A 25,939-nucleotide genomic window follows, 5' to 3' on the forward strand; every position below is an offset into this window, starting at 1 on the left:
GGTAAAGTAGGTGAGTCAATGAAAGTACAAATTAAGAAAAAAGCAGGAAATCGTATAAAGAACGGTTATCCATTGATTCAAAAGGAAGATTTGGTCCAGTCGTACAATGAAACCACGCAGTGGATCGAATTGGTTGATCAACAAGATAATTTCTTAGCTAAGGGCTATTTAGGTAAACAAAACAAAGGAATCGGTTGGGTTTTGAGTCAACAAAATGAAACGTTTGACCAGGCATTTTTTGAGAAAAAGTTTTCTGAAGCTAAAGCAAAAAGACAAGCTTTTTTCATAGATGAACAAACAACAGCATTTCGTTTATTTAACGGAGAAGGGGATGGCATCGGTGGTCTGATCATTGATTATTATGAACACTATGCAGTATTTTCTTGGTATAATGAAACTCTTTATACTTACCGCCATTTGCTCTTCTCAGCGTTTCAACAAGTTTATCCTGAGATAAAGGGTGCTTACGAAAAAATCCGTTTTGAAACAAATGAATTTCCTGAAAGTCAGTATGTTTATGGAGAAACAGCTCCTGAACCTTTAATCATCAAAGAAAATGGCGTCTCTTACGCCACTTATTTGAATGAAGGGCTGATGACAGGCATCTTTTTAGATCAAAAAGAAGTCAGAGGAGCTTTGATCGATGGACTTGGTCTAGGAAAGTCTGTTTTGAATATGTTTAGCTATACTGGGGCTTTTTCAGTTGCGGCAGCAATGGGTGGTGCTTTGGAGACCACGAGTGTTGACTTAGCAAAGCGAAGTTTGAAAAAAACACAGGAACAATTTAAAATCAACGGTTTGGATCTTCAGACACAAAAAATCATTGTGATGGATGTTTTTGCCTATTTTAAATATGCTAAAAGAAAGCAGCTGACTTATGATCTCATTGTGCTTGATCCTCCAAGTTTTGCGAGAAACAAAAAGAAAGTGTTCCGAGTAGCCAAAGATTATGGCGAATTGGTTAAAGATAGCTTGGCTATTTTATCGGACGAGGGAACGCTTATCGCTTCAACGAACGCAGCTAACGTGAGTACCGATCAGTTCAAAAAAATGATCGAAAATGAACTAATGCTAGCCAATGTTGAATATGAAGAAATCACTCGTTTTCGATTACCACAAGATTTCCAAACCATTGAAGCCTTTCCAGAAGGGGATTATTTAAAAGTATTTATCTATCAAATTAGGAAATAAGGGGGGAGGACAGATGGTGCAAGTGAAAGGACTAAACTTAGGAAAAGGACATCCTAAAATTTGTGCGCCAATGATCGGAGACACTCGTGAAGAACTTTTGCGAGAAGCGATTTTAGCCAAAGAAGCTGGTGCTGATTTAGTGGAGTGGCGAATTGATTATTATGAAGATGTCTTTCAATATGAAAAAGTCACAGAAACGTTGGTACTGATCCATGAGATGCTCGACGGGTTACCGGTGCTTTTCACTTTTAGAACAATAGCAGAAGGTGGCAAACGAGATATAACGATCCGAGCATATCACGAGTTGTACCTACAGATGATCCGCTCTGGTTTAGTCGATATGGTTGATTTAGAATTAGACAAAATTGAAAGCCTTGAAAAAGAGTTGTTAGCAGAAATCAAACAGCGCAACATCCCGTTGATTATCAGCAGTCATAATTTTAAAGAGACCCCAGCTGATCCAGTCTTATTGTATCAATTGAATATGATGGAACATCTTGGTGCAGATATCGGTAAAATAGCGGTAATGCCCCATAACGAACGAGATGTGTTACGTTTGATGGAGCTAACGAGACGGGCGGGAGCGTTTGTGTCCATGCCTCTGATTACAATGTCAATGGGACAGCTCGGAATGATTTCGCGCTTATCGGGAAATTTGACTGGTTCGGTCATGACCTTTGGTGCGTTAACCTCTGAAAAAGCATCAGCATCTGGACAAATCACTGTAAAGGAACTAAAATCAATAATCAAATTATTAAATTGAAACAATCTAATTTGAAGGTGAAAATGTTGGGAAAGAAGAAACAAGTGAAAACAAATGCGATCCGCTTAGTGGAGCAAAAGAAAATCAAGTATACTGAACATGAGTATGCTTGGGATGAAGCACATTTAAGTGCATCTTCTGTCGCTGAGCAACTTTCTGAAAGTGAACACCGCATTTATAAAACACTCGTAGCGGTTGGAAACAAAACAGGAACGATCGTAGCGGTCATTCCTGGTAATCGAGAGTTAGATCTAAAAAAATTAGCAAGAGTATCTGGAAACAAAAAAGTAGAAATGTTACATCTGAAAGACTTAGAAGCTACCACTGGTTATATTCGTGGCGGCTGCTCGCCAATTGGGATGAAGAAATTATTTCCTACTTATTTAGAACAAACAGCACAATCACAAGAAACGATCATTGTATCAGCAGGAAAAAGAGGACACCAAATGGAGCTAGCACCTCAAGCCATTTGTGATTTAACTAAAGGGACTTTTGCTGATCTTGTACTGTGATGCAGTCGGCAATTCATCAGTTTATCAACTAAAAAAAGAAAAAACAGTAACGAAAAGAGTCAGACATCTTCTACTCCCTTCGTTACTGTTTTCGTTTAATCAGCTAAGAAAAGCGGCATTCATTCCTGCTACATGTCCAGTTGCAAAAGCCGCAGTAATATTGAACCCACCAGTATATCCATTAACATCTAGCAATTCACCAGCAAAAAATAATCCATTGACCAATTTGCTTTCTAATGTTTTTGGATTGATCTCTTTTAGTGAAACGCCACCACCAGTCACAAAAGACTTTTCGATGGCAAAAGTTTTGGTTATTTTGAAAGAAAAACTTTTGCAAAGCTCCGCAAATTGTTGGATCTCTTTTTCTGTCGTTTGACTACCAGTTTGTTCCGTTAATCCACTTTTTTCAAGGAAAAAGAGAAGCAAGCGTTCAGGTAAAAAGCCATGCCAAGCATTACTCAATGTTTTCTTCGATTGTTGGCTTTTAGCAGTCAATTCGTTGATCAATTCTTGAAGCGAACGATTCGGAAAACAGTCTAAGACGACCGTGACAGGTTCTCCAGTCGTTTGCAACTCTTGATTGATGAAACTTGAACATCTCAATGCCGCAGGTCCAGAAATCCCAAAATGAGTGAAAAGCAAGTCCATAACATGTTCGGTGATGACTTTACCTTTCTTGTTTAATACGCTTAAAGAAATATCTTGTAAAGATAATCCTTGCAAGGTTTTATCCTTGATAAAAGTTTCTTCAGAAACCAGTGGAGATTCTGTTGCATACAAGGGTGTGACAGTGTGACCGACTTTTTTAACGATTTTATAGCCATCACCTGTAGAACCAGTCGACGGATAGGTTCGCCCCCCAGTAGTTAATACGACACAAGAGGATTGAAATTCTTCAAATTCCGTTCGTACACCATAGATTTTTCCGTCGCTATGCACTAATTTTTCGACTCGGGTGCCAAAGAGCATCGTAACATTTAATTCATTTAAACGATGGATCAAGGCTTCGATAATCGTTTTTGACTTATTCGTCACAGGAAACATCCGACCATGATCTTCTTCTTTTAAATGAACACCTTGAGATTCGAAAAATTCCATGATATCAAAATTATTCCATTGGGAAAATGTACTGTATAAAAATTTGCCATTTCCAGGAATATGAGCAATCAAATCATCAACTGGACGGTTATTCGTGACATTACATCTTCCGCCACCTGTCATTAATAATTTTTTTCCAGCTTTTTTATTTTTTTCAATTAAGAGAACCTTTGCGCCATATTCAGCCGCACTAATTGCAGCCATCATACCACTAGTTCCAGCACCGACTACAATCACATCATAGGTTGTTTCCATTTCCTCACCTCAGAGAAAGTGTAGCATATTTATGAAAAGAAAGCAGGAAATGTTTTGAGCATCTAATAAAAATAGGCTAAAATAAAAGAAGATTATAAAAGGAGTGTGAAACAATGACAAACGCAACAGAATACGTCCAACGAATTCAAAATAATATTCATCAAAAAGACACAGGACAAGTCGAATTTTTACAAGCCATTGATGAATTTATGCCTTCAGCTACTCAATTTTTAGAAAAACATCCTGAATACATCAAACGCAATATTTTAGGATTGTTGTCAGAACCAGAAAGAATCATTCAATTTCGCGTGCCGTGGCAAGATGACGAAGGAAACTGGCAAGTCAATCGTGGATACCGCATTCAGTACAATTCAGCAATCGGCCCTTATAAAGGCGGGTTGAGATTCCACCCGAGTGTGAATTTAAGTATTCTTAAATTCCTAGCTTTTGAACAAATTTTCAAAAATAGTCTAACTGGTCTACCAATCGGTGGAGGAAAAGGCGGAAGTGACTTTGATCCAAAAGGAAAATCAGACGATGAAATCATGCGTTTTTGTCAAAGTTTCATGCTGGAGCTATCCAAGCATATCGGTCCTTCCATCGATGTACCTGCTGGAGATATTGGAGTCGGTGCCAGAGAAATCGGTTATTTGTTTGGAGAATATAAACGATTAAAACAATATGATGCCGGTGTCCTTACTGGAAAACCATTAGATTTTTGGGGAAGTAAGATTCGTACGGAAGCAACTGGATACGGATTGGTTTATTATGTCAAACATCTTTTACAAGCAGAAAAAGACTCTTTTGAAGGAAAAACAGTTCTGGTATCTGGTAGCGGAAACGTTGCCATCTATGCCATTGAAAAAGTTCAAGAATTAGGTGGGAAAGTCATCACATGTTCTGATTCCAGTGGGTTTATCTATGATCCAGAAGGAATCGACCTGGCACTATTAAAAGAAGTCAAAGAAGAAAAAAGGGAACGGTTGACCGCTTATGCAGAAAAACGTGATTCTGCTGTCTATCATGCTGGTCAATCTGTCTGGACTTTGAAAGAAACTGCAGATATCGCGCTTCCTTGCGCTACTCAAAACGAGATAGACGAAACGCTTGCTAACAACTTGGTTGAATGTGGCGTGAAAATCATCGCAGAAGGCGCAAACATGCCATGTACTCTTGAAGCTGTCAATGTTTTTGAAAAAGCCAATGTGTGGTATTGTCCTGGGAAAGCAGCTAATGCCGGCGGTGTCGCTGTCTCAGCATTAGAAATGAGTCAAAATGCTCAACGATTGTCTTGGGAAAGTGAACAAGTGGATCGCCAATTAGATGAAATCATGAAAAATATTTATCAAACGTGTCGCCAAACGGCAGCAGCTTATGGCAATGAAAAAAATCTATTGCTAGGAGCAAATGTTGCAGGTTTTGAAAAAGTAGCGAAAGTGATGTATGCACAAGGATTAGTTTAGTGTTTGAAATTTTCTTGTAAATATTAGCTTCAATTCATTTATTTGCTTGAAAAATTGTAAAAAAAAACGTAAAGTATAAGCTGTATATTGATCTTTTAAAGGAGGAATAAAAAATGGCACATATTCATTTTGATTATTCAAAAGTAGCACCATTTGTTAATGAACATGAGTTAGGTTACATGCAAAGCCAAGTATCAATGGCAGATAAAGTATTACGTGAAGGTACAGGCGCAGGAAGTGATTTCCGTGGTTGGATCGATCTACCTACTAATTACGACAAAGAAGAATTTGCTCGTATCAAAGAAGCAGCGAAAAAAATCCAATCTGATTCTGAAGTTTTAGTAGTTATCGGAATCGGTGGTTCTTACCTAGGCGCTCGTGCAGCAATCGATTTCTTAAACCACACTTTCTTCAATTTATTAGATGGTGAACAACGTAAAGCACCACAAATTTTCTTTGCAGGAAACTCAATCAGCTCAACTTATATCGCTGATTTGATTGAAGTAATCGGAGATCGTGACTTCTCAGTAAACGTGATTTCAAAATCAGGTACAACGACTGAACCAGCTATCGCATTCCGTGTCTTCAAAGAATTACTTGTTAAAAAATATGGTCAAGAAGAAGCGAATAAACGTATCTATGCAACAACTGATAAAGCAAAAGGTGCAGTTAAAGTAGAAGCCGACGCAGAAGGTTGGGAAACATTCGTGATTCCTGATGACATTGGTGGACGTTTCTCTGTTTTAACAGCAGTAGGATTACTACCAATCGCTGTTAGTGGAGCAGATATCGATGCGTTGATGCAAGGAGCTGCAGATGCAAGCAAAGCTTATTCAAGTGATAAACTAGAAGAAAACGAAGCTTATCAATATGCAGCAATGCGTAACATCCTTTACCGTAAAGGGAAAGTAACTGAATTATTGATCAACTATGAACCAGGAATGCAATACTTCTCTGAATGGTGGAAACAATTATACGGTGAATCAGAAGGTAAAGACCAAAAAGGAATCTACCCTTCAAGTGCGAACTTCTCAACTGACTTACATTCACTAGGTCAATATATTCAAGAAGGACGCCGTAACATCTTTGAAACGATCGTTAAAGTTGAAAAACCACGTAAATCAATTACAATTCCAGAACAAGCTGAAGACCTAGATGGTTTAGGATACTTGGAAGGAAAAGAAGTAGATTTCGTCAATACAAAAGCTTTTGAAGGAACTTTATTGGCTCATACAGATGGCGACGTACCAAACTTATTAGTTAAAATTCCAGAAATGGATGCTTACACATTAGGTTATACAATGTACTTCTTTGAAATTGCTGTAGGTATTTCAGGTTACTTAAATGGAATTAACCCATTTGACCAACCTGGTGTTGAAGCATATAAGAAAAACATGTTCGCACTCCTAGGCAAACCAGGCTTTGAAGACCTTGCCAAAGAATTGAACGAACGCCTGTAAGATAAGGACTTCTCGCTAGATTTAAAAAATCAGTGATAGAAACATGTTCGCTTCTGAATAAAATTAGTGATAGTTTTAGTGATAGTGAACTTAAAAAAAGCACTCAATTTGAGTGCTTTTTTATTTGCTCTTCTATATAGTTTTCTAGTTGATTCATGGATCTTTTTTTTACTTCGGGAGAAATATGGGCATAGACTTGTGTAGTAGAAACATCTTTATGTCCTAAAAAATCTTTGATATCTTCTAAAGGTATTCCTGCTTGTCTCGTTCTAGCTGCAAAAGTATGTCTACCATCATGCACAGTTATGTGGGGGAGATTGGCACGTTTTTCAATTCTATGAGAAGCACCGTTAACGGTTCGATCTCTTATTGGAATACCTTTATTTTTACCGTAAGTATTTATAAAAATAAATGCTTCGTGGTCATCTGTTTCAGGTAAAAAACCAAATTCTTTTATTACTTGATTTCTTAAAGTCAATAAGGCTTTCTTTACTCGTTTTGTCATAGGCAATGATCGTGTACCAGATGGGGTTTTTGTGTCATCTGTAATAATTAAACCTTTGTTAGGTCCTTTTTCAGCAGCCCCAAGTCGTTCACGATTGATATTAAGTGTATTCTGAGAAAAATCAATATCAGCCCATTGTAGCCCTAAAGCTTCTGATTTTCGCAATCCTTGATCAAATATAATAAGAAAAAAGGGATACCATATAAATGATTTCTCTTTTTTGGCAAATTCGAGAAATAGTTCAGATTGATCAAAAGTATAATATTTAACTTTCTTTTTATCAGATAGATTTCTTGGAAACTCAACAAAACTAGTAGGGTTATTCTTTATATATCCTAACTGAATAGCTTTTTTGAAAGCATTGCTAAGAGTGGCATTGATACTTTTGGCTGTTGTTACTGAGAGACCTTCCTTAGTTCTACCTAAACCCTTTTTAGTAAGTAACTGATTGATGAATCTTTGATGATCAGCTCTAGTATATTTCTCTAGTTTATATTTTCCAATATAAGGATTGATGTACATTTTTATATTTGCCCTATGAACTATTCTTGTTCCTTCTTTAACATTCATTTTATAGTTATTAATCCAATCGTCCATGAATTTTTCTATAGTTAATTTCTTAGGATTATTTTGTATATATTCTTCAGAAGCTATTTGTCCCTCAATGATTTTTGCGAATTTTTCAGCTTCTTCAAAACTTTTAAATCCTTTTTTATGAATTTTTTTTTGTAACTTTGTCCCGGGATCAATCCCATTTGATACATAGACTTCATAACGGTAATCTTTTGATTTTTTTAAATAGTACTTTTTAATGGAGGCCATTAAAATCAATCCTTTCGTAATTCATGCCCAATAGTAAGATATTTCAAGTTGGGTATATTTATTAAAATGTGTATTTAGATAAGATTCGTACTAACAAAAATAAAATACGAACTTATGTTCTTTTATATCTAAAAAGAAAAGCCCGAAGGCTATTCTTTTTATTGAAGTTTGAAGAATAATTTAGTATTAAAATCATTAAATTCTATTAATGTATCATCACCAGTTGGAACTAATATTCCTACTTTTCCAGTTTGAGTTCCTCCCTCATATAAATCCTTGTAGCCGAATTCTTCACCATCATTTAAAGTAGCATAAGCTTCTTGTGATACTTCTTCACCATTGGAACTTACAGGTGTAAAGTTAGGCATTACATAATAAGGATCGTCTTGACTCCCCTTATTCAATTTCATAACTACGTCAAATATTACCCATTCTTTCCCCGCAGGAGGAGTTTCATTGAATTGATTTGCACTCGTTAGATAGTTCATTGCTTCTTGCCCTCGGATAACGTTTGATACAGTCATCGATACATTTGTTTCAATTTTACTTCCATCTTCAGTATAATATTGAGTATCAAAAGTTGCAGTTGTACCCACCGGTACAGGGTTACTGCGTTTTCCAATTGCTGTTTCAATTTTTTCAGATGAAGCAGTTTCCCTCGTTGAAGAATTAGTGGAAAGTTCTATTGAGCTTGTACTTAAACTAACGGTATCTTCTTTTTTTCCCTCACAAGCTGCTAATAAAATTACTGATGATAAAACAAAACCTAACATAATACTTTTTTTCATTTTTTCCTCCAAAAATAAAATAATTTACTCCCACTTAATGGCAAGCAGTGATAGTCGCCAATTAAATTAAAAATCTATACACACTTTCAGGAAGCCCATACAAATTTGTTAATTCCTCAATTTTTCTAGGATATTTATCGTTGTCTTCTTTATAAAGAGAAACAATGAGATTAGCGGCAAAGCAATTCGCTTCGCTTTCTGATTTACTTCTGGATGTTCTTGTTGATACGTAATAGCTAGATAACCCACGATGAAATATAGCGTGACCAAGTTCGTGAGCGCAAATATAGAACCGTTCTTCAGAATATTTCAGTTCGTGATTTAGAAGAATAATTGAGCGTCCTAATAATTCTTGAAATTGCCCCTTTGGGTTATTCAAAAAGGGAACGTATCTAATTTGAATATCCATTTTTTCACAAATAGTAAAGGGATTAGCAGAATTATATTTTTGTTTTAGTCTACCGACTAGACTAATTACGTCCATCTCCATAGAAAATCACTTCTCTTTACTTTTGTCTTCTTTTCTAAATTCCCAAAATAGACCAGTTAAAACATCTTTTACCCGTTGTTTCTCTTCATCTGTTAATGTTTCACCACCATAAGCCATGTTAACGTTGGAATCGAGCATTTTATCTAACTCAATTAAATCATTTTCATCTGCCCATTCCGGAATCGTATTTACATTAACTGGTGAATTCTCTTCAAAATATGATATTGAAACGCCGAGAGCAGTAGATAATTTTTTTAAGGTTTCAAGCGTTGGATCTTTTCGTTCGCCTTTTTCAAATCTTGATATTTGAGAAGCGCTCACTCCTGACTTTAAAGCCAACTGGTTAACACCTAATCCTCTAGAGGTTCTCAATTTTTTTAGTTTTTCTCCAAACTCCATGATAAAACCCCTTTCTTTATCAATGATATAGCCCATAGGCAATAAAATCAAAAAAAATTGCATTATGTCAATAAAAAGTGTTGCCAAAAGACAAATTTAGTATTATATTATTGTCATAAGGCAATGGAGGTGTATTAAATGAAAACTTTGCTTAAGCAAGAAAAGCTCTGCTCCTTGATGCAATCAAAAGGAGATGATCCGTATTCACTTGCTAAAAGAATGAATGTTGCTCCGTCAACAGTTTATAGAATTCTAAACGGAGATCGCGGAATCGGTGGGGAACTCATTCCGAAATTGCTTAAAGCTTTTGATTTATCTGAAAAAGATTTCGATAAGCTTTTTATTTTTAGTGAAGTATTGCCAAAAAACAATAGATAGGAGATTGCCAAATGACACGACAAGAAAAAAATGAAATTATAGCTAAGAGTAGAGCTGATTATTTAAGAACAGATTTAATTTATACAACAATGCAACTAAATTCTAAGTTGACCGTCGAACTAGGTAAATTAGAGGAAAATAAAAATAGCAATATTACCAACAGAGTTATCAGATTAGCTGAGGTAACAGCTAAGTTCACAGATTTAACTACTAGATATATCACGGACATTGATGCAATTATCCAAAATACGATGGGCAAGTGAAATAAGTGTGAAAGCAGTAATTGCATCTGTTTCTGATTTTGGATTGTAAAGTTTTGGTTCATGGGCTTGAGGATTTCTATATAAATAAACAATTGTATTTAATAAGCTTTTTAATCCGTTGTATTCGCTCTTTTCCGTAAGTGTAGACAGCATATTATTTTTAATCAGAATTACTGGCCTTTTAAGAATAAACGCTTTATCAATCAATAATGATCCATCTTCTGTGAGTTCTGAGATAGAACGTACTCTATTTAATAAACCTTTACTAGCTTCAAATATTGCATGAAAATAATTTTCTTTTAGAAATTCTTCTTTGCAATAGAACATGGTTTGCTCATGTATATCATAATCAGATAGTTTGTCTTGAAACGAAAGTAGACGTTTCTGAGCTTCTGAAAATGAATCAACTCTTACTGAGGGAATTATTTTTCCAGAATCATTTAATTCAAATCCATAGAAAATTAATTTTGAATTTATTGCTTTAAGAGTAGACTTCCATAATTCTGGCTTATCTATAAATTTTTGTGGCTGCATGACGTATTGAGTAACTTTAAACAAAGGTTTAGCGTTTTTTGAAACTGAACAATGATAGGAGATAGTTTCGTTTAATCTCCGCCATTTTGTAGAAGTAGTAGGCAAGTTATTAATTTGATCAAAATCTTTAAAATTCAAATATTGAAACATTGTAGTAATTTTTGATCCTGTGAGTACATCGGCTAAAATTATAGAAATTTCCTCAATCAGTGCATTATCAATTGGTTTAGACAATAAAATCACTCCTTTAAAAAAATAATAGCAAAAGAAGCGAGCGAACAAAAAGAGAACAAGGAGGTATTTTTATAACACACCAAGAAAAAATAAACATCGTACTTGATGCAAGACCTAGACTAGTTCACGTCATCAAGTGTGCTACAGATGATCAACTTAATCGTTTAGTTGAAGAAGTTCAAAAAGAGCTTGAACGTGAATTAGATGAAACAGCTTTTGTTTGATTCTTTAAAGTAATAATATAAAAAAATTGCTCGTATTGATATATGGGCGAATAAGAAATTGAGGTGTTTAAACTGTTAAAACAATCAGCTGTCATTCGAGAATCATTAATCAAGGTGATAAATAAGAGTGGCAAAACGAAGAAAGAAATAGCAAAGCAAGTTAATGTATCTCAACAGTCATTGAGTGATTGGACAACACCACATAATACTAAGCCTGTGACGTTAGAAAATGCTCAAGCTTTAACTGATCATTTTCGAGATTCAGATTTTACTCTCCATGTAATCCATAAATTTTTTGGATTATTTAAATCAATTGATGGAGATGTTTATAGAAGAGACCCCTCGTCACTAGATAAGCTTCAAATGATAGAATCCGATGAGCGAAAACAAAAGAAACAAGAAGTTGAGAAAATTCTTCTCAAAAATGAGGATTATTTAACCGCTGAGGATCGTCAGCAAATCATTTCATATGCGTATGAGTTTTTAGACGAGATCATGATTGAAGTGACTCTGATCAGTGTACTATGCGAAATTCTTGGAATTGATATTCGTCAACTAAGCGAGCAGCGTTTAACTTATTGGATCAGTCAAGGATACATGAAAGGAGAATTAAAATGAAGATTTCACAAATGGAAAGAGTGGTCCCTTTAGTTCAAAAAAAGCAACCGAAAGAAAGAGTTTGGAAGAAAGCTAAAGATATTGCTGAATATTTCGGTGTCTCATTAGCTACTATTTCTAAATGGACGAATTCAAAAAATGATCCGTTACCTTCTCGAAGGGTTCGAGGTGTTTTGCAGTATGACTTCGAGTTAGTGAAGGAATGGGAAGAACGCAATACTAATTAGAAAGGAATGTGAAGCAATGAGAACGGTTTTTAAAATGACTGTCAAAAGCGCTTTGCTTATGTGTCTTGTAGCAATCATACTGACAAGTATCAACCCGGCATATGCGCTAATTTATTGGGGAACTTTAGTAGTTGTTACTGCTGTAAGAGAAAGTTTCAAAATGCCAACACAAAAAAGACCGACCAGCGATGGCCGTCGCTAATCGGTAACATAAAAAAACATAACTAAGGAGATTTTACCATATGAATCCAAAAATTAAAAATTTAATTGAAGAACTAATGCATGAGTGTAACGAAAGTGATGTAGCCATTACTCTTGGGGCGATTGATCCAAGTGCAGATGAAGCAACTGTTGTATTTGGTGGAACATTTGCTTTGCAAACAATTGTACTAACACTAATGAACGATAAGTTTAAAGAATGTATGCGAACTAATGATTGTGATTGTCCTGCATGCAAGGCTACTAAGGAGATGATGTTTAATGAATGACTTTGAATCATCGTTAGATCAATACCTAAACACTCCTGATTGGGGAAGACCACAAATTGAGGAGGATGAAGATGAGTAAATCAACTTTAGACATGAGCCATCAAGAATGGCTCGAAGACCGCAAAAGAGGTATTGGTGGTTCAGATGTTGCAACCGTACTTGGATTGAATAAATACAGATCCCCTTATCAATTATGGCTTGAGAAAACGGGTCAAATTGAATTGAAAGATTCAGAGAGCGAACCAGCTTATTGGGGAAATGTTTTAGAAGAAGTTGTTGCCAAAGAATTTCAAGAACGAACAGGCAAAAAGGTCCGTAGAAGAAACCAAGTGTTTGAACATCCGTTACATCCATTCTTAAGAGCAAATATCGACCGTGATGTAGTAGGAGAAAATGCCATTCTTGAATGTAAAACAGCGAATCAATTTCTTAGCAAAGAGTGGGAAGGGGAAGAAGTGCCACTTAGTTATTTGTGTCAAGTGCAACATTATATGAATGTTTTGAACAAGGATTATTGTTATATCGCTGTGTTGATTGGTGGTCAAAGATTTATATGGAAACGAGTTGAACGAGATCAAGAACTGATTGACATCATCACAGAACGGCTAGTTGATTTTTGGGAAACGAACATTATAGGCGGAGAAGAACCACTGATCGATGGAAGTAAAGCAACGTCAGATTTTCTAAAAGAGCGTTATTCGGAATTAGATTCAACTGAAATTATGCTTCATGCCGATTATGATGTTCTACTCGATCAAAAAGAAGAGCTACTCAAAAATAAGAAGGAACTAGAGAAGAGTATTCGACAAATCGACAATCAAATTATTCAGGAACTTGGAATAAAGAATGCCTCTACAGGTATCACACCTAGTCGGATTATTTGTTTAAAATCAGTCGTTTCTAAACGAAAAGACTTGAAGAAAATAGCAGAGAAATATCCAAATGTGATGAAAGATGAGGAAATTTACAGCTTATCAACTTCAAATAGATTAGTGATAAAGGAGATTCAGTGATATGGCAACAAGTAAAGATTTAAAGAATCAACTAACAGAAAAAAACAATCAAGCAGTGGATCCTTCTAAATTAGGGCTTAAAGCTCTAATGAATACACCGACAATGAAAAATAAATTTAAAGAAGTATTGAAAGAGAAATCTGATGGTTTCATGGCAAGTGTATTAAATTTGGTAAATAACGATTCTTATTTATCTTCTGTCGATTCAATGAGCATTGTTACTAGTGCAATGGTTGCCGCTTCCTTAGATTTACCAGTGGACAAAAATTTAGGATACGCATGGATTATTCCATATAAAGGAAAAGCCCAATTTCAGTTAGGATACAAAGGATATATACAGTTAGCACAACGTTCGGGTCAATATCAGTCTTTGAATGTTATCGAAGTATATGAAGGCGAATTAAGAGGTTGGAATCGATTGACGGAACAGTTTGAATTTGATCCAGAAGGTCGTTTATCTGACAAAGTCATCGGGTATGTTGGATATTTTGAATTATTGAATGGGTTCAAAAAAACTGTTTATTGGACAAAGCAAGAAATTGAATTGCATAAACGAAAGTTTAGTAAATCTGACTTTGGTTGGAAGAAGGATTTTGATGCAATGGCCAAAAAAACTGTTTTAAGAAATATGTTGAGTAAATGGGGAATTCTATCAGTGGAAATGCAAAAAGCAACGGTAACTGATGAAAATGTCGTAAAAGATATCAATGAGAACGGTGATATTTTATCCGATACAAATGTTGAAGAAGATACACCAGAACGTAAAGAAGCAGAAAAAGTGGAAGACGTATCATCAGCGTTTGATGAATACGAAGAAACAGCAAATACAGACGAACAACAGGATTCATTGTTCGATGATATGAATCCACCACTATAGCGAGGGAGTTTCCCCTCGCTTATCTAAGGAGGTGATAAAGTGGCAAGGCCATATAAACAAGGCGTTGACTACTACTCACTAGATGTTGATTTTTTGAAAGATATTAAGTACCGAAAAATTCGTAGGTCGTGTGGATCACAAACTTGTGAAATACTACTTTGCCTGCTCGGCTATATCTATGGAGACATGGGGTATTTCTTGCGGTGGGACGAAGATTCGGCGTTCTTAGTTGCTGACGATGTCGGGGCGAAAGAGGGTCTAGTAGAAGAAGTTGTATCTAAAGCGATTCAAGTAGGATTTTTTAATCGGGAAAAGTATGAAAAATACCAAATTTTAACATCAAATGGCATTCAAAAAAGATATAAATTAATAACAAGAAAACGAAAAGAAGTATCCATAAAAAAAGAGTACCTAGTTAATGACGACAATAACTTAGTTAATGGAGGTAATAACTCTACTTCAACTGTAGTTAACGGTGTTCGTAATACACAAATAGAAAGAGAAATAGAAAAAGAAAGTAAAGTAAATGAAATAAAAGATTATGAAGAAGATATGGGCGTGTACGAGTTCATTCAAAAATCTTGGGGAAAACCACCTACTGGCATTTTGCAAGGCGCATTAGGTCCGTGGATTCGTGAATGGGGATCAGAAATGATTTTATTTGCATTTCAATCTGCTTATGAGAATAGCGTAGAAATGCAAGGGTTAAAAAAATACGTGGATAAAATTCTTGCTACGTGGAAGTCAAACAATGTTTCTACGTTACAGGAGGCAGTCCAAGCAAAAGAAGATTGGGAAGCGAAGAAGAGCCAAAGGACTTTCTCTAACTCTCAGCCAAGTCGTAACGTAACACGAAAAGAACCTATCCCGAAATGGTTGGCAGACTATGAAGAACAAGAAAGGCTCAGAAAAGAAAGAGAAGCGCATCGATACGATGATGTCCCTTTCTAAACGTGAGGTGATATTTTGAAAGAATATAACTATCTCAAACTGGTAAAAAAACTGGGGGAATACAAACAAGGTGATGAACGTCAATGTTTGCAAGCAGTTTATAGCCAGCTAAAAGATTTGACCGAAGACCAAATAAAAAAAGATCGTTCAAGCTGGAGTAAGTTGCGTGTTTATTATGCGCTATACGTAGACCGAACAAAGCTGGAACATATTTTGGTAAAGGAAAAAAAGAAAAAGGAAGAGCTTCATGTACGAAAGATGAAATGTTCTCTTTTGTCATTCGAAGAGTGTTATCAAGGGTTACAGAAATATTTAGAAAATCAACCAAAAGGAGTAGTCGTGTAGGTGGGACAGCCAAAGCAAACAGGTGGGACACCTAAGAAAAGACCGAGATTTTCTCTTGATGATGATACTCTAGCACAGCTTGCTTGGTTATATGAACAAGATACCAAGAATACAAGTCATCGAATCTATCCATCGGATACGTTAAAGAAAATCATTAACGAAGCGTATACAGTACGCAGAGCATTTAGAAATTAGCTATTGGAGGGTTAAGTGTGGCATACGTTGTAAAAGCAATGTGTTATGTCGATTCAGAAGGATATGGAGTTCCTAACTTAAAAGGAGCTAAACGTTATGAATCAAAGGAAATGGCAGAATTAGCTGCCTATGTGAGTAATGGCGAAGTAGTGGAGGTAAAAGATTATTCTCAAAAAACTAATAAAATCAATCCACTTAAAAGGAAAAATTTGAGAAAAGAAAAACAGTCAAAATCAAATCAGGCTTGGTTGAAACAAGAAATGAGTAAGCATGAGCAGAAAAAAGAAATTCATTCCAGAAGTTAACTAAGAGGTTGAATGCTTTTGGTGTGACTCAGAACATGAGACACCATGGATTTATCTATTTGTATGATATGTAAAGACAGTCTACGACAGATGTTGATACGGAAGATAAAAATAAACTCGTTATTCTAGTTGAAACAGGAAAGAAACAGTACAAAAGACATCTTGTGAATATGACTAATTGGAATGTGAATGTGGTTGAATATTTAGAAGGCGTTAAAGTAAATGAATACAAATATGAAGTAAATTACATGCCAGAAAGTATTGTGCTATTTACGGTAACGGGGAAGAAGTAGGAAGATATCTCTCTAAAAAAAACGACCAATTGGTCGTTTAATTTGCTGATTTTTTGTAGAACTTATTTCTGGTGAAACTATATATTGCGGTAAAAATGGAGAGCATAAAAGATAAATAACCTAAAGGAACACAAAAGAATGTTGGTTCAATCAAAAAACCGTTTGAATCAACATAAGAACCGACAAATGAATGAGTTGCAAACAAAAGTAAACCGACAGTAAAAAATATAATGGGAATTGTATATGATTTCATCCACATCTCCTCCTTTGATATGCTGAATATAAACTAAAAATATTAAGAAAAAAATAAAGATGACAAAATTGTTAGTTGGATATAAATTCCAGTTTTTTCAATGTAGGAAGTAAACACATAAGGAGGTACAGCAATGAACATAAAAGAAGGTATTAGAAAGCATTAAAATGAAAAGTGAAGACATGAGAGCTGATTGTTTCAATAACGGTTTAAATGCTGGTATTACGGTAATGAAACAACTAGACGAACCGCAGAAGCCAGTTGTTGATTCGTTCGTGGCGGAGTGGTTTGAAGATAATAAAGATACATTGGATTTAGCGATTTTTATGGCAATCAGAGAATTAGATGATGAAGAATGGCCACACAAGACAGATTTTGAGAATTGGTTAGATGTTGCTGAAAACAAACCAATCGAAACTCTCATTCACATGAAGGACGGCTACGAGGTCGAGAAAGAGCCACTGTACATGGTCCCATTGCTAACAGACAAAGAAGGTAACAAAAAGATACTTGTCGAGCGTAGAGGAGAGTACGACATCATTTGGGATTATGAGAATGAGGACGACTGGCATGAGTTGCTGACTGAAGAACAGATTAAGTCAGTGAATCCTGATTATTGGAAGTTTGCGGTGCTTTATGAGCCTAGTGAGGAGGTATTGAAGTGACTAGAATATTATTATCAATAATAGAAAAATTATCACAAGAAATCAAAAAACAACAGTCCCTTATAGCTTATTATAAAGGACTGTACGAAGGCGAAAAACTTAAGAATCGGTGTTTCCGAAAGCATCGCTAATATTTTTTAGTGAATTTGGATCCTGTGCTGCCATTTGCATCATAGGACCAAATATACTGCTAAATATTTCTGCTTCTGCAGATTTTTGAGGATGAGAATACTTGGACATAAGTTCAGCAATTCTTTCTGTTTCTTTATCGTTTCTAACTTGAACAGCAGTTTCTATATCTTCAAGTTTATCAATAATATTTAAAAGCAAAGTGTTATCAATATTTGTTTCATTAGTTGTTGGCTTTTGAGGAGTTTCGAATGTCATATGTTTTATTGTTTCCAATAATTTATTTTTCACATTTTCTACTTTATCTAAATCATTTGTAACATAGTAGATAGTTCTAAGTGTATTTACGTCAAATGGGATACTTTCTCCTTCAGTTATCAGTGGTATAAGAGGCAAGCCTAATGCTTGTCTGTAACCAAATTCATAAAAAACATTGGCATTATGATAAGTTAAATCGACAATCACAAGGTCAGATGTAGATAAATACTCTGTAATAGTATGATCAATTCTGTCAACAGTATGTAGTTGATCTACACGAACTACTTCAAAACCTATACTTTCACATACTGGCTTTATGATGTGATTGAGAACTGTGTCGGAATTTTTTCTTTCAGGAGAATCATCAGTTCCTATAGGAGTGACAAAAAAACATTTTTTCATAAAATAACCTCATTTCGTTTTTTATTAGATTATATCAAATAATAGTAATGATAATATTTAAAAATTAAAGAATATTTTTTATGTATTTAACGTGAATCATTACATGAATTGATGGTATTAGGGATTAAGACTTAGATGCATAAGTAAAAAGCTAATAAATTATGGTTCTAGAATCCATAATTATTTGGGAAGTAAAAAAAGCCGGATTCCTCCGACTATGAATAATAATTCTGACACAATTATTATATCATAATTGGAGGAATCAATGGATGGTACTTTTCGATGTAAAGAAGTATGAGACACCAGAGGCAAAAGATGTGGATATGGAACGCACGAAACACAATGTCGCTGTATTCCTTTCCGCATATCTGTCAGCTAGGTGTAGGGTAGGTCAGCCTCGTGAACCTAAAGTAACAGCAACTTACTCCTTGGTTCCGCCTTCTACAGCAAATAATACATTTGAAGCAGAACGAATGATGATCGAGAAAGAGGAAGCACAAGAAGAATTTGAGTATTTGCATAAACTGTTCATTCGTGGCTATTCAGCAATTCAGCATCCGCATAAACCTGATGTAACAGAAAGACGAAAAAAGATATTCTATGATCGCTATATCAACGGTATGTCGATTTATGTAACTGCCCAAAGAAATAATACGAGCGAGGAATCTGTTAAAGCAGAATCAAACAAAATCATCATTCAATTTGCTTCTTCCTTAAAACTGGTTGCTTTTAAGTAGCCAGTTTTTACACTTTTTATACCCATTTACTACCCAAATACTTTCTTTTTTGTACCAATCAACTACCTAGCAAATGTTTTATTATGATAGTGTCGAAAAATTAGGAAACAGAAATCGGCAAAAAAATATGAAGGGAGGTAGTCTCCTTTCATCGTTTAAAAACTTCTTCTTTTGAATAGACAGCAATCTAAAAAAACTACTCACATGTGTTTTCTCTATACAATCGCTGTCTATTCTAAAAATTGTTAATAAGCAGACAACAGCTACAAATAAATCAAATCAAAATGGTTTATTTTCTACTTATGGGGTTGTTGTCTGTTCTTTAATTAGACTGACAGGCGAAAGATTTAAATCTATATTTAATATAAATGGTAAATCTATTAGTCCGTCCAATGTTTTAAAATTCCGTATAGTAGAATAATTCGGATATTCTAAATCTTCTATTCCGGAATTATCAATAATGTCTAGTAAAAACAATAAAAGCTGATCTGGTCTTTTTGTAAAAGTCGAAGCACTTCTATTTCTGAAGTAGTCAAATAATTTAAACCGCACAACTTTGAGTGCGTTTTCGCTATCAGAGGAAGGATCTAAGGTTCTTTGTATAAATCGTTCATAACCTAGTTCTTCGGAAAGTACTACATAATCGTAGTCTGTCCATAAAAGGGTTTCACATGTTGCAAAACCTTTATCAGTGTTCCAAACAATTTTAAATTTTCCGCTATCAGAATCTTGTGAAATAATCTCATTAAAAACACTAACTGCATACTCTAGCGCAAAGATCTTTACTTGTTCCATATTTATCCACTACCTTGTATTATAATTTCAACGCTCCCTTACGTTGATAACTAAAGTATACACTAAGAAAACGTTTTCGCAAGTTGTTTTTTGATCGCTGTGGCGGAATAAGGTAGATGCTATAGATGAGTCCTATTATCATGCTTCGGCATGGTTATGTAAGGTTCAAATCCTTACCAGCGATTTATGGTAATATTATCATGAGGTGAATAAAATGATGAAAAACGAAGAAATACAATCTTGGAGACTGCCTGATAATTTAAAGGAACGAGGCATAGAGTTTTGTTTCAGCAAAAACAGTAAGAAGGATTGTGGGTATAACATCCTTCTTGAAAAACAGTAATAAAGACGTAATCTTTAGAATGGAATTTTTTCCAAATAGCGAGAACATTAACCGTGCTTTTAAGAAAGAAGTAGACTATATGAAGCTGCAGTTAATCCAGACTGAATCCGAATGGAGATGCAGAGGCATAGCAGGATATTACTTAAATAAATTACGTTGTTTCGTCAAGGATAATGAATTTAAAGAAATCCGTCTTGAGGTAGCTCCAAAAGGTAAAAGAGAAGAGAAAGCTATGGATTTGAATCAATTAAAAATTTTTTACAAAAAATATTTAGAATCGGACCCTGAGGTAAAACTAACATGCGGACTGTAAGGGAAAGATCTAGAAGAATAATTGTACACTGTAAGATCACTCATTGAGTGGTCTTTTTATTTTGAAAGAAGAAGGAATAAATATGAAACAAAGTAGTAGCTTCAGTGAAACATTAGACGATCTTGTAATAGCTTGGAATGAATTCAAAATTAAAATTGGTAAGACGTTTCATATAGATAAGCTTGTAGTTTATATAGGTAAATATTTGAGTTGATTTATTTGGCTGAAAGGAAGAATTATATATGAGGAATTATTGGTACATATCATTTTCAAATAGATACCCTAAACAAAACAAATCCGATCCGGTGAGAATGGTTAGATCAGTACAAATCAAAAAGAAGTATTCGATTATTGAAATGACACGAGAAGCGACTCCGAAAGAAATTGACAAATACAACCTTCGTTACTGTGGACGTGGGTATTTTAGTGAGCAGAATATTCAAGAAAACATAAACAAGAATTTGAGGGATACAAATGCCAATTGAATTAATTAATTTTCTGATTTAAAGATATTAATTGAAGCCGATTTGATGCTAAAAGATATTGAAAAATAGAAAAACAAAACTCAACCAAAAAGAATGTGAGGTGGTGTATATTGAATGGCAAGAAAGCGTGATTCAAGGCGTGACGAAGCCAAGAAAATTTGGTTAGAATCTAACGGAGAAAAGCAACTAAAAGAAATTGCATCTGAATTAAATGTTTCAGATTCTCAAATTAGAAAATGGAAATCTCAAGACAAGTGGAGCGCTGAATTGAAAGGTAATGTTACCATTGGCAAAAGTAACGTTACCAATCAAGGTGGCGCTCCTTTTGGTAATCAGAATGCAAAGGGGAATAAAGGCAATAGCCGAGCATCACCGCCAGTAGGGAACAAGAACGCTTTGAAAACTGGCGAGTATGAAACTATATTTTACGAAACATTAAGCGATGAAGAGAAGGACATCTATTCTAATTTGAATAATAATCCTTCTTTTGTTTTGTCTGAGGAAATTCGGTTGCTGAAGATAAGACAGCTGCGAATGATGAAAAGAATACAGCAAGCCGAGGCTGGTTTAAATGATGAAGAAATTGAACGTCTGCAACAGTTAAGGAAAATCAAAACGCCGATTGAAAAAGACGGTAGAAAGCTAGAAATTAAGCGAGAGGTTATGCAAGATGTTCAAGTTAGCAGAAAAATACATCGCAAAATTGATGACATTCTTTCAATTGAAGATTCATTAACTCGGATTAGCAATCAGTTAACTAAAGCCATTAAGCAAATGAATGAACTATATATAACAGATTACAAGACTGATTTAATGAAAGCACAAACCGAGAAAATTCAAGCTGAAATAGCAGATATTGGCGGTAATAATTCTGGCGAAGAAGTGGAAGAATGGAAGCAAGCAGTTTTGAATGCAGTAAATAAACGGGCGGTGAGAGAGAATGAGTAATGATTTTATTCCTTTTGCTGATATAGGTGCTGCGATTGATTATTACTATGATAAGCCAGTAGCTTTTTGCCAAGATATATTGGGCTTGGATCCTGATGAATGGCAGGAAAGTGTTTTGAATGATTTGGCTGAATTTCCAAAGGTTTCAGTTCGTTCTGGACAAGGTGTTGGAAAAACAGCATTGGAAGCAGGAGCAATACTTTGGTTTTTAACTTGTCGACCATACGCAAAAGTGATTGCTACAGCGCCAACCATGAAACAACTTTACGATGTGCTTTGGGCAGAAGTAGCTAAATGGCTAAATGATAGCTTGATCAAAAACTTACTGAAGTGGACAAAGACCAAAATTTATATGGTTGGTGATTCAGAGCGTTGGTTTGCTACAGCTAGAACAGCAACGAAGCCAGAAAATATGCAAGGTTTTCATGAGGACCATATGTTGATTGTTGTAGATGAAGCTTCTGGTGTATCTGATCCAATTATGGAAGCTATTCTTGGTACGCTATCAGGTTTTGATAATAAGCTATTGATGTGTGGAAACCCAAATAATATTGAAGGTGTTTTTTACGATTCCCACAATTCAGACCGTGATAAATACAGAGTCCATAAAGTATCTAGTTATGATAGTAAACGCACAAACAAAGATAACATAGAGATGATCCTTAAAAAGTATGGAAAAGAAAGCGACGTTGCTCGTGTGCGTATTTTTGGAGAATTTCCGAAAGGAGCGTTGGATTCATTTATCAGTCTTGAAACGGTTGAATTGGCTACAGAAAAACAAATTAGTGATTCTTTAGTCAATAAAACAACGGTTGCTCATATTGGTGTCGACGTAGCTCGGTATGGTGATGATTCTACGATTCTTTTCCCTAGAATTGCTACTAGGGCATTAGAATATGAGAAATATTCAAAACGTAGCACCATGGAAACAACAGGATATGTCATCAATATGGCCAAGAATCTAATGAGTCAATATCCAAGTATTGATAAAGTGATGATTAAAGTTGATGACACTGGTGTCGGAGGTGGTGTAACTGACCGCCTAGAAGAATTAATAGAAGACAATCAGTATCCTTTTGAGGTGCTTGGAGTGAATAATGGTTCAACATCAGAAGACGATTTTTACGATAATTTAGGTACTCAACTATGGGGAAACATCAAGGAAATGTTAGAAGAAAATATGACAGCAAATCTTAACGGTGAACAACCGATTATTGAATTGCCTGATGATGGATCGTTGATTAAAGAACTGAGTACACGTAAATTCAAAATGACGAGTAGAAGTCGTATTCGTTTAGAAAGTAAAGATGATATGAAAAAGCGAAACATTGGTAGTCCAGATATTGCTGATGCGTTGGCTTTAGCATTTTATGAGCCACCAAGTCACTATCAATTTATTCAATTTTAGGAGGTGAGCTTTTGATTAGTACAGTATTATCTTTAGAGAGATATAAGAAGCTACGTATTAAATATGCAACACAAATTGAAGATGGAATGTTTGATCCGAATGGTTTTATAGAAGATATGAAACCATTTTTTGCTGATCGTGAAAGAAAATATCTAGCGTATACTAGCGAAAAGAATGAAATAGACAAAAGACCAAAGCCTAACACTGATATTGTAAAGGTTAATAATAAACTTCATGCTGGTATGTATTCGATTGTCGTAGATCAAGCAGTCAATCATTTTACTGGTATACCTATTAAATGGGATTACGATGTATCGGAACAAAAAAGAACACTCATTCAAAAATTAAAAGATAAATTCTTAAAAAATGATACAGAGCTTCCAACAGTTCCAGAAGCTTTTAACAAATTAACAACCAATCTTGATTCCATGAGATTTGCAATGCTTGACCCTGAGACAGCCACTTTCCAAGGTGCATGTGGAGTAGCTTTCCGATTATTAGAGCCTGTGGAAGGAGATGATGGTTGGGAGTTAAGAGCAAGCAATATTGAGCCTTGGAGAGCTGAAAGATATGGAAATGCTGGAATCTATATTAAAGAAAAGTATGACTCTTATCAGAAAAAGTTTTTCCAAGAAATGAAAGTTATAACTAGAAATGAAATTACGACATATGCTTGTTATGGCGATTTAAATTTTATTACTAACGGAACGTTCAAAAAAATCGATGAAACAAAAAATCCTTTAGAAGTGATTAATTTATCCGAATTTAAAAATAATACGAATCGTTATTGTGATTTTGAAGTAGCCGAGGAAATTGGAGATGCAATTGATCGTGCTTTGTCTGATCAGCAAAACGAAATCGAACAATTTAAGCTTGCGTACATGCTTGTTACTGGTACGACAATGAGCAAAGACACTGCTAAAGAAATGATGAATCAGCTAGGGATTATTAACTTAAAAGACCCTACAGCAAAAGCAGAATATGTCACCAAAGATTTAGCGAAAGATTTCAATGAATATCATATGGATCTATTGAAAAAACAATTTTACACCATTTGTAAAGCAATCGATTTTAACGATGAGGTGTTTAAATCAAACAGTTCTGGAGAAGCTCGTAAGTGGCAAATCATTAGCCTAGAAGCAAAAACAAATACTAAAGAGCAATATTTTAGAGAAGGACTGAAAGAATGCGCAGAAACAATTGCAGCTTTTCTAAAATTCAATGACAAAGTAGAGATTGAGCCTGAAAAAATTATTTTTACTTTCTCCAGATCTTTACCTACTGATTTGAGTTATCTAGCTGAAGCTTTACCTAAGCTTGCACCTTATGTATCCAAACGAACCATTCAAAGACAAATTCCATTTGTGACAGACGTTGATTATGAAAATGAAATAATGGAGTTGGAAAGTGGAAATGCTTATCCAGATAGTGAATACAATTTTGGTGGAGGTGGCAATAATGACCATAGAAACGAAGTATTGGACCAAACGTCGAGAACTGGAGGATCAAGCAAGGCTCAAACAAGAAAATCAGACACTTAAAAAATTAACTAGTGTATTTCCTGAAGCACTGAAAGAGATACAAGCAAAACTATTATCTCAAGCAGACTTACATGATATTACTTATGCTGAAATGATGGAGTTTTACAGCAAAAGTGACCAAAAAAAATATCGTGAATATGTGGAAAAAAATTATAAATCTCTCAAAATGTATGATTCAAAATACAAAGAGTTTATCGATGAATTTTTTCCATCTTTTGATTATGCAAAGGTTAATCGTTTGCTACAGATACGTTCTGATATCTTTAAAATCCTTGCATACCATGCAATAAATGCAGATCTGAACGAGTATTTTTCAGATCGATTGGAAGAGATATTGCAACGTTCATATGCTTCAAATGCAAATGTGTTAGCTCAATTACTAAGCGTTGATTTGCCGAATTATTTATCCCAAGAGGAATTAGAGAGTTATCTAAACTATCCTTGGTCGGGTAAAACATTTTCTAGGAGGCTGTGGGGAAATATTTCATCGCTTGAACAGAAACTCTCTAACGCTATTGTAAAAAGTGTAGCTAGTGGAGAAGGCGTTATAGAAGCTTTAAATACCATGCGATTAGACTCAGAAATTTGTGACATGTTTAAGTTAGAAGAATCAAAGTATAACAAAGCGATAGAAAATCTCGTTCGAACGGAGTATGCAAAATTTGCTCAAGACGGTATTGAAAAATCATATTTAGAAACAGGCATTGAGGAATACAATGTTTTAACTGCAAAGGATGAGAGAGTTTGCCGAATTTGTGGAGGAAAGGCAAGTAAGAATCCCTATAAATTGAAAAATGCTGTCATAGGTGAGAATCGAGCGCCTTTCCATAGTCGTTGCAGATGTACGGATGTTCCTAATTTACCAAAATTAGGAAAGGATATTGATGAAGAATATGACCGTTTATTTGGCGATTTATTAGATGAGTTTGCACATGATTCTTTTGGAATCAATTTGAAACGGAGGAAGTAGA

At 35.0% G+C, this 25,939-nt stretch carries 34 protein-coding genes and 1 pseudogene; 26 read left to right on the top strand and 9 right to left on the bottom strand.

Going from position 1 to position 25,939, the window contains the following annotated elements; translation table 11 throughout:
- The first annotated feature begins 18 nt into the window (after positions 1-18).
- Genes AB3I12_RS10630 through ybaK form a run of 3 tightly spaced genes read left to right on the top strand, consistent with a single transcriptional unit; the run spans position 19 to position 2,466 of the window.
- Positions 19-1,191 (top strand): class I SAM-dependent rRNA methyltransferase, encoded by a 1,173-nt coding sequence (locus AB3I12_RS10630; RefSeq protein ID WP_063627317.1) that lies wholly within the window; start codon positions 19-21, stop codon positions 1,189-1,191.
- Between the two features lie 13 nt (positions 1,192-1,204).
- Positions 1,205-1,954: a type I 3-dehydroquinate dehydratase gene (gene aroD / locus AB3I12_RS10635; RefSeq protein WP_063627315.1), complete on the top strand. Its 750-nt coding sequence runs from the start codon at positions 1,205-1,207 to the stop codon at positions 1,952-1,954.
- A gap of 26 nt (positions 1,955-1,980) precedes the next feature.
- Entirely contained in the window at positions 1,981-2,466 is a 486-nt protein-coding gene (gene ybaK, locus AB3I12_RS10640) for a Cys-tRNA(Pro) deacylase (RefSeq protein ID WP_063627716.1), read from the top strand.
- 99 nt (positions 2,467-2,565) lie between these two features.
- On the opposite strand, the gene AB3I12_RS10645 is transcribed toward ybaK, so the two are convergent.
- Positions 2,566-3,819 (bottom strand): NAD(P)/FAD-dependent oxidoreductase, encoded by a 1,254-nt coding sequence (locus AB3I12_RS10645; protein ID WP_034698501.1) that lies wholly within the window; start codon positions 3,817-3,819, stop codon positions 2,566-2,568.
- A gap of 113 nt (positions 3,820-3,932) precedes the next feature.
- Between AB3I12_RS10645 and gdhA the strand changes: the two genes are divergently transcribed.
- Positions 3,933-5,282 carry an NADP-specific glutamate dehydrogenase gene (gene gdhA / locus AB3I12_RS10650; protein ID WP_010718408.1) on the top strand — a complete coding sequence of 450 codons (1,350 nt, stop codon included), beginning with the start codon at positions 3,933-3,935 and terminating at the stop codon, positions 5,280-5,282.
- Between the two features lie 113 nt (positions 5,283-5,395).
- Positions 5,396-6,742 (top strand): glucose-6-phosphate isomerase, encoded by a 1,347-nt coding sequence (locus AB3I12_RS10655; protein ID WP_010718407.1) that lies wholly within the window; start codon positions 5,396-5,398, stop codon positions 6,740-6,742.
- Positions 6,743-6,845: 103 nt separating this feature from the next.
- Here the strand turns inward: AB3I12_RS10655 and AB3I12_RS10660 are convergent, their stop codons facing one another.
- From AB3I12_RS10660 to AB3I12_RS10675, 4 genes are all read right to left on the bottom strand, one after another.
- Positions 6,846-8,069 (bottom strand): site-specific integrase, encoded by a 1,224-nt coding sequence (locus AB3I12_RS10660; protein ID WP_063627312.1) that lies wholly within the window; start codon positions 8,067-8,069, stop codon positions 6,846-6,848.
- Positions 8,070-8,227: 158 nt separating this feature from the next.
- Positions 8,228-8,857, bottom strand: coding sequence for a hypothetical protein (locus AB3I12_RS10665; RefSeq protein ID WP_034866873.1), 630 nt, complete (start codon positions 8,855-8,857; stop codon positions 8,228-8,230).
- 61 nt (positions 8,858-8,918) lie between these two features.
- The gene (locus tag AB3I12_RS10670) at positions 8,919-9,347 is read right to left on the bottom strand and encodes an ImmA/IrrE family metallo-endopeptidase (protein ID WP_063627310.1); all 429 of its coding nucleotides are present in this window, start codon (positions 9,345-9,347) and stop codon (positions 8,919-8,921) included.
- 6 nt (positions 9,348-9,353) lie between these two features.
- On the bottom strand, positions 9,354-9,746 hold the full coding sequence (locus tag AB3I12_RS10675) for a helix-turn-helix domain-containing protein (RefSeq protein ID WP_063627308.1): 393 nt from the start codon (positions 9,744-9,746) through the stop codon (positions 9,354-9,356).
- Between the two features lie 138 nt (positions 9,747-9,884).
- On the opposite strand from AB3I12_RS10675, the gene AB3I12_RS10680 reads away from it, so the two are divergent.
- Both AB3I12_RS10680 and AB3I12_RS10685 read left to right on the top strand, forming a co-directional pair.
- On the top strand, positions 9,885-10,124 hold the full coding sequence (locus AB3I12_RS10680; RefSeq protein WP_063627306.1) for a helix-turn-helix transcriptional regulator: 240 nt from the start codon (positions 9,885-9,887) through the stop codon (positions 10,122-10,124).
- A gap of 11 nt (positions 10,125-10,135) precedes the next feature.
- Complete coding sequence (locus tag AB3I12_RS10685) at positions 10,136-10,387, top strand: hypothetical protein (protein WP_010737836.1); 252 nt, start codon at positions 10,136-10,138, stop codon at positions 10,385-10,387.
- On the opposite strand, the gene AB3I12_RS10690 is transcribed toward AB3I12_RS10685, so the two are convergent.
- Entirely contained in the window at positions 10,328-11,155 is an 828-nt protein-coding gene (locus AB3I12_RS10690) for a TIGR02391 family protein (protein ID WP_063627304.1), read from the bottom strand. The two genes, AB3I12_RS10685 and AB3I12_RS10690, sit on opposite strands and share 60 nt — an antisense overlap.
- 287 nt (positions 11,156-11,442) lie before the next feature.
- Between AB3I12_RS10690 and AB3I12_RS10695 the strand changes: the two genes are divergently transcribed.
- From AB3I12_RS10695 to AB3I12_RS10745, 11 genes and pseudogenes are all read left to right on the top strand, one after another.
- A complete protein-coding gene (locus AB3I12_RS10695; protein ID WP_063627301.1) occupies positions 11,443-11,997 on the top strand; it encodes a hypothetical protein in 555 nt (184 codons plus the stop codon).
- Positions 11,994-12,224, top strand: a complete 231-nt coding sequence (locus tag AB3I12_RS10700) for a DNA-binding protein (RefSeq protein ID WP_010718399.1) — start codon at positions 11,994-11,996, stop codon at positions 12,222-12,224. The genes AB3I12_RS10695 and AB3I12_RS10700 overlap by 4 nt, the downstream gene beginning before the upstream one ends.
- A gap of 16 nt (positions 12,225-12,240) precedes the next feature.
- Positions 12,241-12,426: a hypothetical protein gene (locus AB3I12_RS10705; RefSeq protein WP_010718398.1), complete on the top strand. Its 186-nt coding sequence runs from the start codon at positions 12,241-12,243 to the stop codon at positions 12,424-12,426.
- A 40-nt stretch (positions 12,427-12,466) separates the two neighbouring features.
- Entirely contained in the window at positions 12,467-12,712 is a 246-nt protein-coding gene (locus tag AB3I12_RS10710) for a hypothetical protein (RefSeq protein ID WP_063627299.1), read from the top strand.
- 65 nt (positions 12,713-12,777) lie between these two features.
- Positions 12,778-13,725 carry a YqaJ viral recombinase family protein gene (locus AB3I12_RS10715; RefSeq protein ID WP_196763499.1) on the top strand — a complete coding sequence of 316 codons (948 nt, stop codon included), beginning with the start codon at positions 12,778-12,780 and terminating at the stop codon, positions 13,723-13,725.
- Position 13,726: 1 nt separating this feature from the next.
- Entirely contained in the window at positions 13,727-14,602 is an 876-nt protein-coding gene (locus AB3I12_RS10720; RefSeq protein WP_063627296.1) for a recombinase RecT, read from the top strand.
- A gap of 39 nt (positions 14,603-14,641) precedes the next feature.
- Positions 14,642-15,553: a Lin1244/Lin1753 domain-containing protein gene (locus tag AB3I12_RS10725; RefSeq protein WP_081248825.1), complete on the top strand. Its 912-nt coding sequence runs from the start codon at positions 14,642-14,644 to the stop codon at positions 15,551-15,553.
- Between the two features lie 15 nt (positions 15,554-15,568).
- Entirely contained in the window at positions 15,569-15,898 is a 330-nt protein-coding gene (locus tag AB3I12_RS10730) for a hypothetical protein (RefSeq protein ID WP_063627294.1), read from the top strand.
- On the top strand, positions 15,899-16,093 hold the full coding sequence (locus AB3I12_RS10735) for a hypothetical protein (RefSeq protein WP_053766647.1): 195 nt from the start codon (positions 15,899-15,901) through the stop codon (positions 16,091-16,093).
- 17 nt (positions 16,094-16,110) lie between these two features.
- Complete coding sequence (locus AB3I12_RS10740; RefSeq protein WP_053813067.1) at positions 16,111-16,398, top strand: hypothetical protein; 288 nt, start codon at positions 16,111-16,113, stop codon at positions 16,396-16,398.
- A gap of 92 nt (positions 16,399-16,490) precedes the next feature.
- Positions 16,491-16,691: pseudogene (locus AB3I12_RS10745) on the top strand (hypothetical protein); the annotation flags it as partial.
- Positions 16,692-16,728: 37 nt separating this feature from the next.
- Here the strand turns inward: AB3I12_RS10745 and AB3I12_RS10750 are convergent.
- Positions 16,729-16,944, bottom strand: coding sequence for a DUF3955 domain-containing protein (locus tag AB3I12_RS10750; protein WP_063627293.1), 216 nt, complete (start codon positions 16,942-16,944; stop codon positions 16,729-16,731).
- Between the two features lie 182 nt (positions 16,945-17,126).
- Here AB3I12_RS10750 and AB3I12_RS10755 point away from each other — a divergent pair, with 182 nt between their 5' ends.
- Positions 17,127-17,609, top strand: coding sequence for a DUF1642 domain-containing protein (locus AB3I12_RS10755; RefSeq protein WP_231105507.1), 483 nt, complete (start codon positions 17,127-17,129; stop codon positions 17,607-17,609).
- Between the two features lie 99 nt (positions 17,610-17,708).
- On the opposite strand, the gene AB3I12_RS10760 is transcribed toward AB3I12_RS10755, so the two are convergent.
- The gene (locus AB3I12_RS10760; protein WP_063627291.1) at positions 17,709-18,398 is read right to left on the bottom strand and encodes a hypothetical protein; all 690 of its coding nucleotides are present in this window, start codon (positions 18,396-18,398) and stop codon (positions 17,709-17,711) included.
- Positions 18,399-18,667: 269 nt separating this feature from the next.
- Here AB3I12_RS10760 and AB3I12_RS10765 point away from each other — a divergent pair, with 269 nt between their 5' ends.
- Positions 18,668-19,135: an ArpU family phage packaging/lysis transcriptional regulator gene (locus AB3I12_RS10765; protein WP_063627290.1), complete on the top strand. Its 468-nt coding sequence runs from the start codon at positions 18,668-18,670 to the stop codon at positions 19,133-19,135.
- Positions 19,136-19,435: 300 nt separating this feature from the next.
- Here AB3I12_RS10765 and AB3I12_RS10770 read toward each other — a convergent pair whose 3' ends face one another.
- The gene (locus AB3I12_RS10770) at positions 19,436-19,930 is read right to left on the bottom strand and encodes a hypothetical protein (protein ID WP_063627289.1); all 495 of its coding nucleotides are present in this window, start codon (positions 19,928-19,930) and stop codon (positions 19,436-19,438) included.
- Positions 19,931-20,352: 422 nt separating this feature from the next.
- Here AB3I12_RS10770 and AB3I12_RS10775 point away from each other — a divergent pair, with 422 nt between their 5' ends.
- The 6 genes from AB3I12_RS10775 (at position 20,353) to AB3I12_RS10800 (ending at position 25,938) form a co-directional block, all read left to right on the top strand.
- Positions 20,353-20,586 (top strand): hypothetical protein, encoded by a 234-nt coding sequence (locus AB3I12_RS10775; RefSeq protein WP_155727573.1) that lies wholly within the window; start codon positions 20,353-20,355, stop codon positions 20,584-20,586.
- Between the two features lie 242 nt (positions 20,587-20,828).
- Positions 20,829-21,071 carry a hypothetical protein gene (locus tag AB3I12_RS10780; protein ID WP_063627287.1) on the top strand — a complete coding sequence of 81 codons (243 nt, stop codon included), beginning with the start codon at positions 20,829-20,831 and terminating at the stop codon, positions 21,069-21,071.
- A gap of 114 nt (positions 21,072-21,185) precedes the next feature.
- Positions 21,186-22,019 carry a phage terminase small subunit gene (gene terS / locus AB3I12_RS10785; RefSeq protein ID WP_063627286.1) on the top strand — a complete coding sequence of 278 codons (834 nt, stop codon included), beginning with the start codon at positions 21,186-21,188 and terminating at the stop codon, positions 22,017-22,019.
- Positions 22,012-23,427 carry a DEAD/DEAH box helicase family protein gene (locus tag AB3I12_RS10790; protein ID WP_368015657.1) on the top strand — a complete coding sequence of 472 codons (1,416 nt, stop codon included), beginning with the start codon at positions 22,012-22,014 and terminating at the stop codon, positions 23,425-23,427. The genes terS and AB3I12_RS10790 overlap by 8 nt, the downstream gene beginning before the upstream one ends.
- Before the next feature lie 11 nt (positions 23,428-23,438).
- Positions 23,439-24,968: a phage portal protein gene (locus AB3I12_RS10795; protein WP_368015658.1), complete on the top strand. Its 1,530-nt coding sequence runs from the start codon at positions 23,439-23,441 to the stop codon at positions 24,966-24,968.
- The gene (locus AB3I12_RS10800; RefSeq protein ID WP_231105504.1) at positions 24,886-25,938 is read left to right on the top strand and encodes a minor capsid protein; all 1,053 of its coding nucleotides are present in this window, start codon (positions 24,886-24,888) and stop codon (positions 25,936-25,938) included. Before AB3I12_RS10795 ends, AB3I12_RS10800 begins: the two co-directional genes overlap by 83 nt.
- Position 25,939 lies beyond the last annotated feature (1 nt).

This window comes from Enterococcus sp. C65 (genome assembly GCF_040887165.1).
Classification (GTDB): domain Bacteria; phylum Bacillota; class Bacilli; order Lactobacillales; family Enterococcaceae; genus Enterococcus_B; species Enterococcus_B hirae.

Excerpts from the sequence above, each read along its gene's own strand:
- AB3I12_RS10630 (WP_063627317.1), top strand. The coding sequence starts at position 19 with ATGAAAGTACAAATTAAGAAAAAAGCAGGAAATCGTATAAAGAACGGT.
- aroD (WP_063627315.1), top strand. The coding sequence starts at position 1,205 with ATGGTGCAAGTGAAAGGACTAAACTTAGGAAAAGGACATCCTAAAATT.
- AB3I12_RS10645 (WP_034698501.1), bottom strand. The coding sequence starts at position 3,819 with ATGGAAACAACCTATGATGTGATTGTAGTCGGTGCTGGAACTAGTGGT.
- gdhA (WP_010718408.1), top strand. The coding sequence starts at position 3,933 with ATGACAAACGCAACAGAATACGTCCAACGAATTCAAAATAATATTCAT.
- AB3I12_RS10655 (WP_010718407.1), top strand. The coding sequence starts at position 5,396 with ATGGCACATATTCATTTTGATTATTCAAAAGTAGCACCATTTGTTAAT.
- AB3I12_RS10660 (WP_063627312.1), bottom strand. The coding sequence starts at position 8,069 with ATGGCCTCCATTAAAAAGTACTATTTAAAAAAATCAAAAGATTACCGT.
- AB3I12_RS10665 (WP_034866873.1), bottom strand. The coding sequence starts at position 8,857 with ATGAAAAAAAGTATTATGTTAGGTTTTGTTTTATCATCAGTAATTTTA.
- AB3I12_RS10670 (WP_063627310.1), bottom strand. The coding sequence starts at position 9,347 with ATGGAGATGGACGTAATTAGTCTAGTCGGTAGACTAAAACAAAAATAT.
- AB3I12_RS10675 (WP_063627308.1), bottom strand. The coding sequence starts at position 9,746 with ATGGAGTTTGGAGAAAAACTAAAAAAATTGAGAACCTCTAGAGGATTA.
- AB3I12_RS10680 (WP_063627306.1), top strand. The coding sequence starts at position 9,885 with ATGAAAACTTTGCTTAAGCAAGAAAAGCTCTGCTCCTTGATGCAATCA.
- AB3I12_RS10685 (WP_010737836.1), top strand. The coding sequence starts at position 10,136 with ATGACACGACAAGAAAAAAATGAAATTATAGCTAAGAGTAGAGCTGAT.
- AB3I12_RS10700 (WP_010718399.1), top strand. The coding sequence starts at position 11,994 with ATGAAGATTTCACAAATGGAAAGAGTGGTCCCTTTAGTTCAAAAAAAG.
- AB3I12_RS10705 (WP_010718398.1), top strand. The coding sequence starts at position 12,241 with ATGAGAACGGTTTTTAAAATGACTGTCAAAAGCGCTTTGCTTATGTGT.
- AB3I12_RS10710 (WP_063627299.1), top strand. The coding sequence starts at position 12,467 with ATGAATCCAAAAATTAAAAATTTAATTGAAGAACTAATGCATGAGTGT.
- AB3I12_RS10715 (WP_196763499.1), top strand. The coding sequence starts at position 12,778 with ATGAAGATGAGTAAATCAACTTTAGACATGAGCCATCAAGAATGGCTC.
- AB3I12_RS10720 (WP_063627296.1), top strand. The coding sequence starts at position 13,727 with ATGGCAACAAGTAAAGATTTAAAGAATCAACTAACAGAAAAAAACAAT.
- AB3I12_RS10750 (WP_063627293.1), bottom strand. The coding sequence starts at position 16,944 with ATGAAATCATATACAATTCCCATTATATTTTTTACTGTCGGTTTACTT.
- AB3I12_RS10755 (WP_231105507.1), top strand. The coding sequence starts at position 17,127 with ATGAGAGCTGATTGTTTCAATAACGGTTTAAATGCTGGTATTACGGTA.
- AB3I12_RS10760 (WP_063627291.1), bottom strand. The coding sequence starts at position 18,398 with ATGAAAAAATGTTTTTTTGTCACTCCTATAGGAACTGATGATTCTCCT.
- AB3I12_RS10765 (WP_063627290.1), top strand. The coding sequence starts at position 18,668 with ATGGTACTTTTCGATGTAAAGAAGTATGAGACACCAGAGGCAAAAGAT.
- AB3I12_RS10770 (WP_063627289.1), bottom strand. The coding sequence starts at position 19,930 with ATGGAACAAGTAAAGATCTTTGCGCTAGAGTATGCAGTTAGTGTTTTT.
- AB3I12_RS10775 (WP_155727573.1), top strand. The coding sequence starts at position 20,353 with ATGAAGCTGCAGTTAATCCAGACTGAATCCGAATGGAGATGCAGAGGC.
- AB3I12_RS10780 (WP_063627287.1), top strand. The coding sequence starts at position 20,829 with ATGAGGAATTATTGGTACATATCATTTTCAAATAGATACCCTAAACAA.
- terS (WP_063627286.1), top strand. The coding sequence starts at position 21,186 with ATGGCAAGAAAGCGTGATTCAAGGCGTGACGAAGCCAAGAAAATTTGG.
- AB3I12_RS10790 (WP_368015657.1), top strand. The coding sequence starts at position 22,012 with ATGAGTAATGATTTTATTCCTTTTGCTGATATAGGTGCTGCGATTGAT.
- AB3I12_RS10800 (WP_231105504.1), top strand. The coding sequence starts at position 24,886 with ATGACCATAGAAACGAAGTATTGGACCAAACGTCGAGAACTGGAGGAT.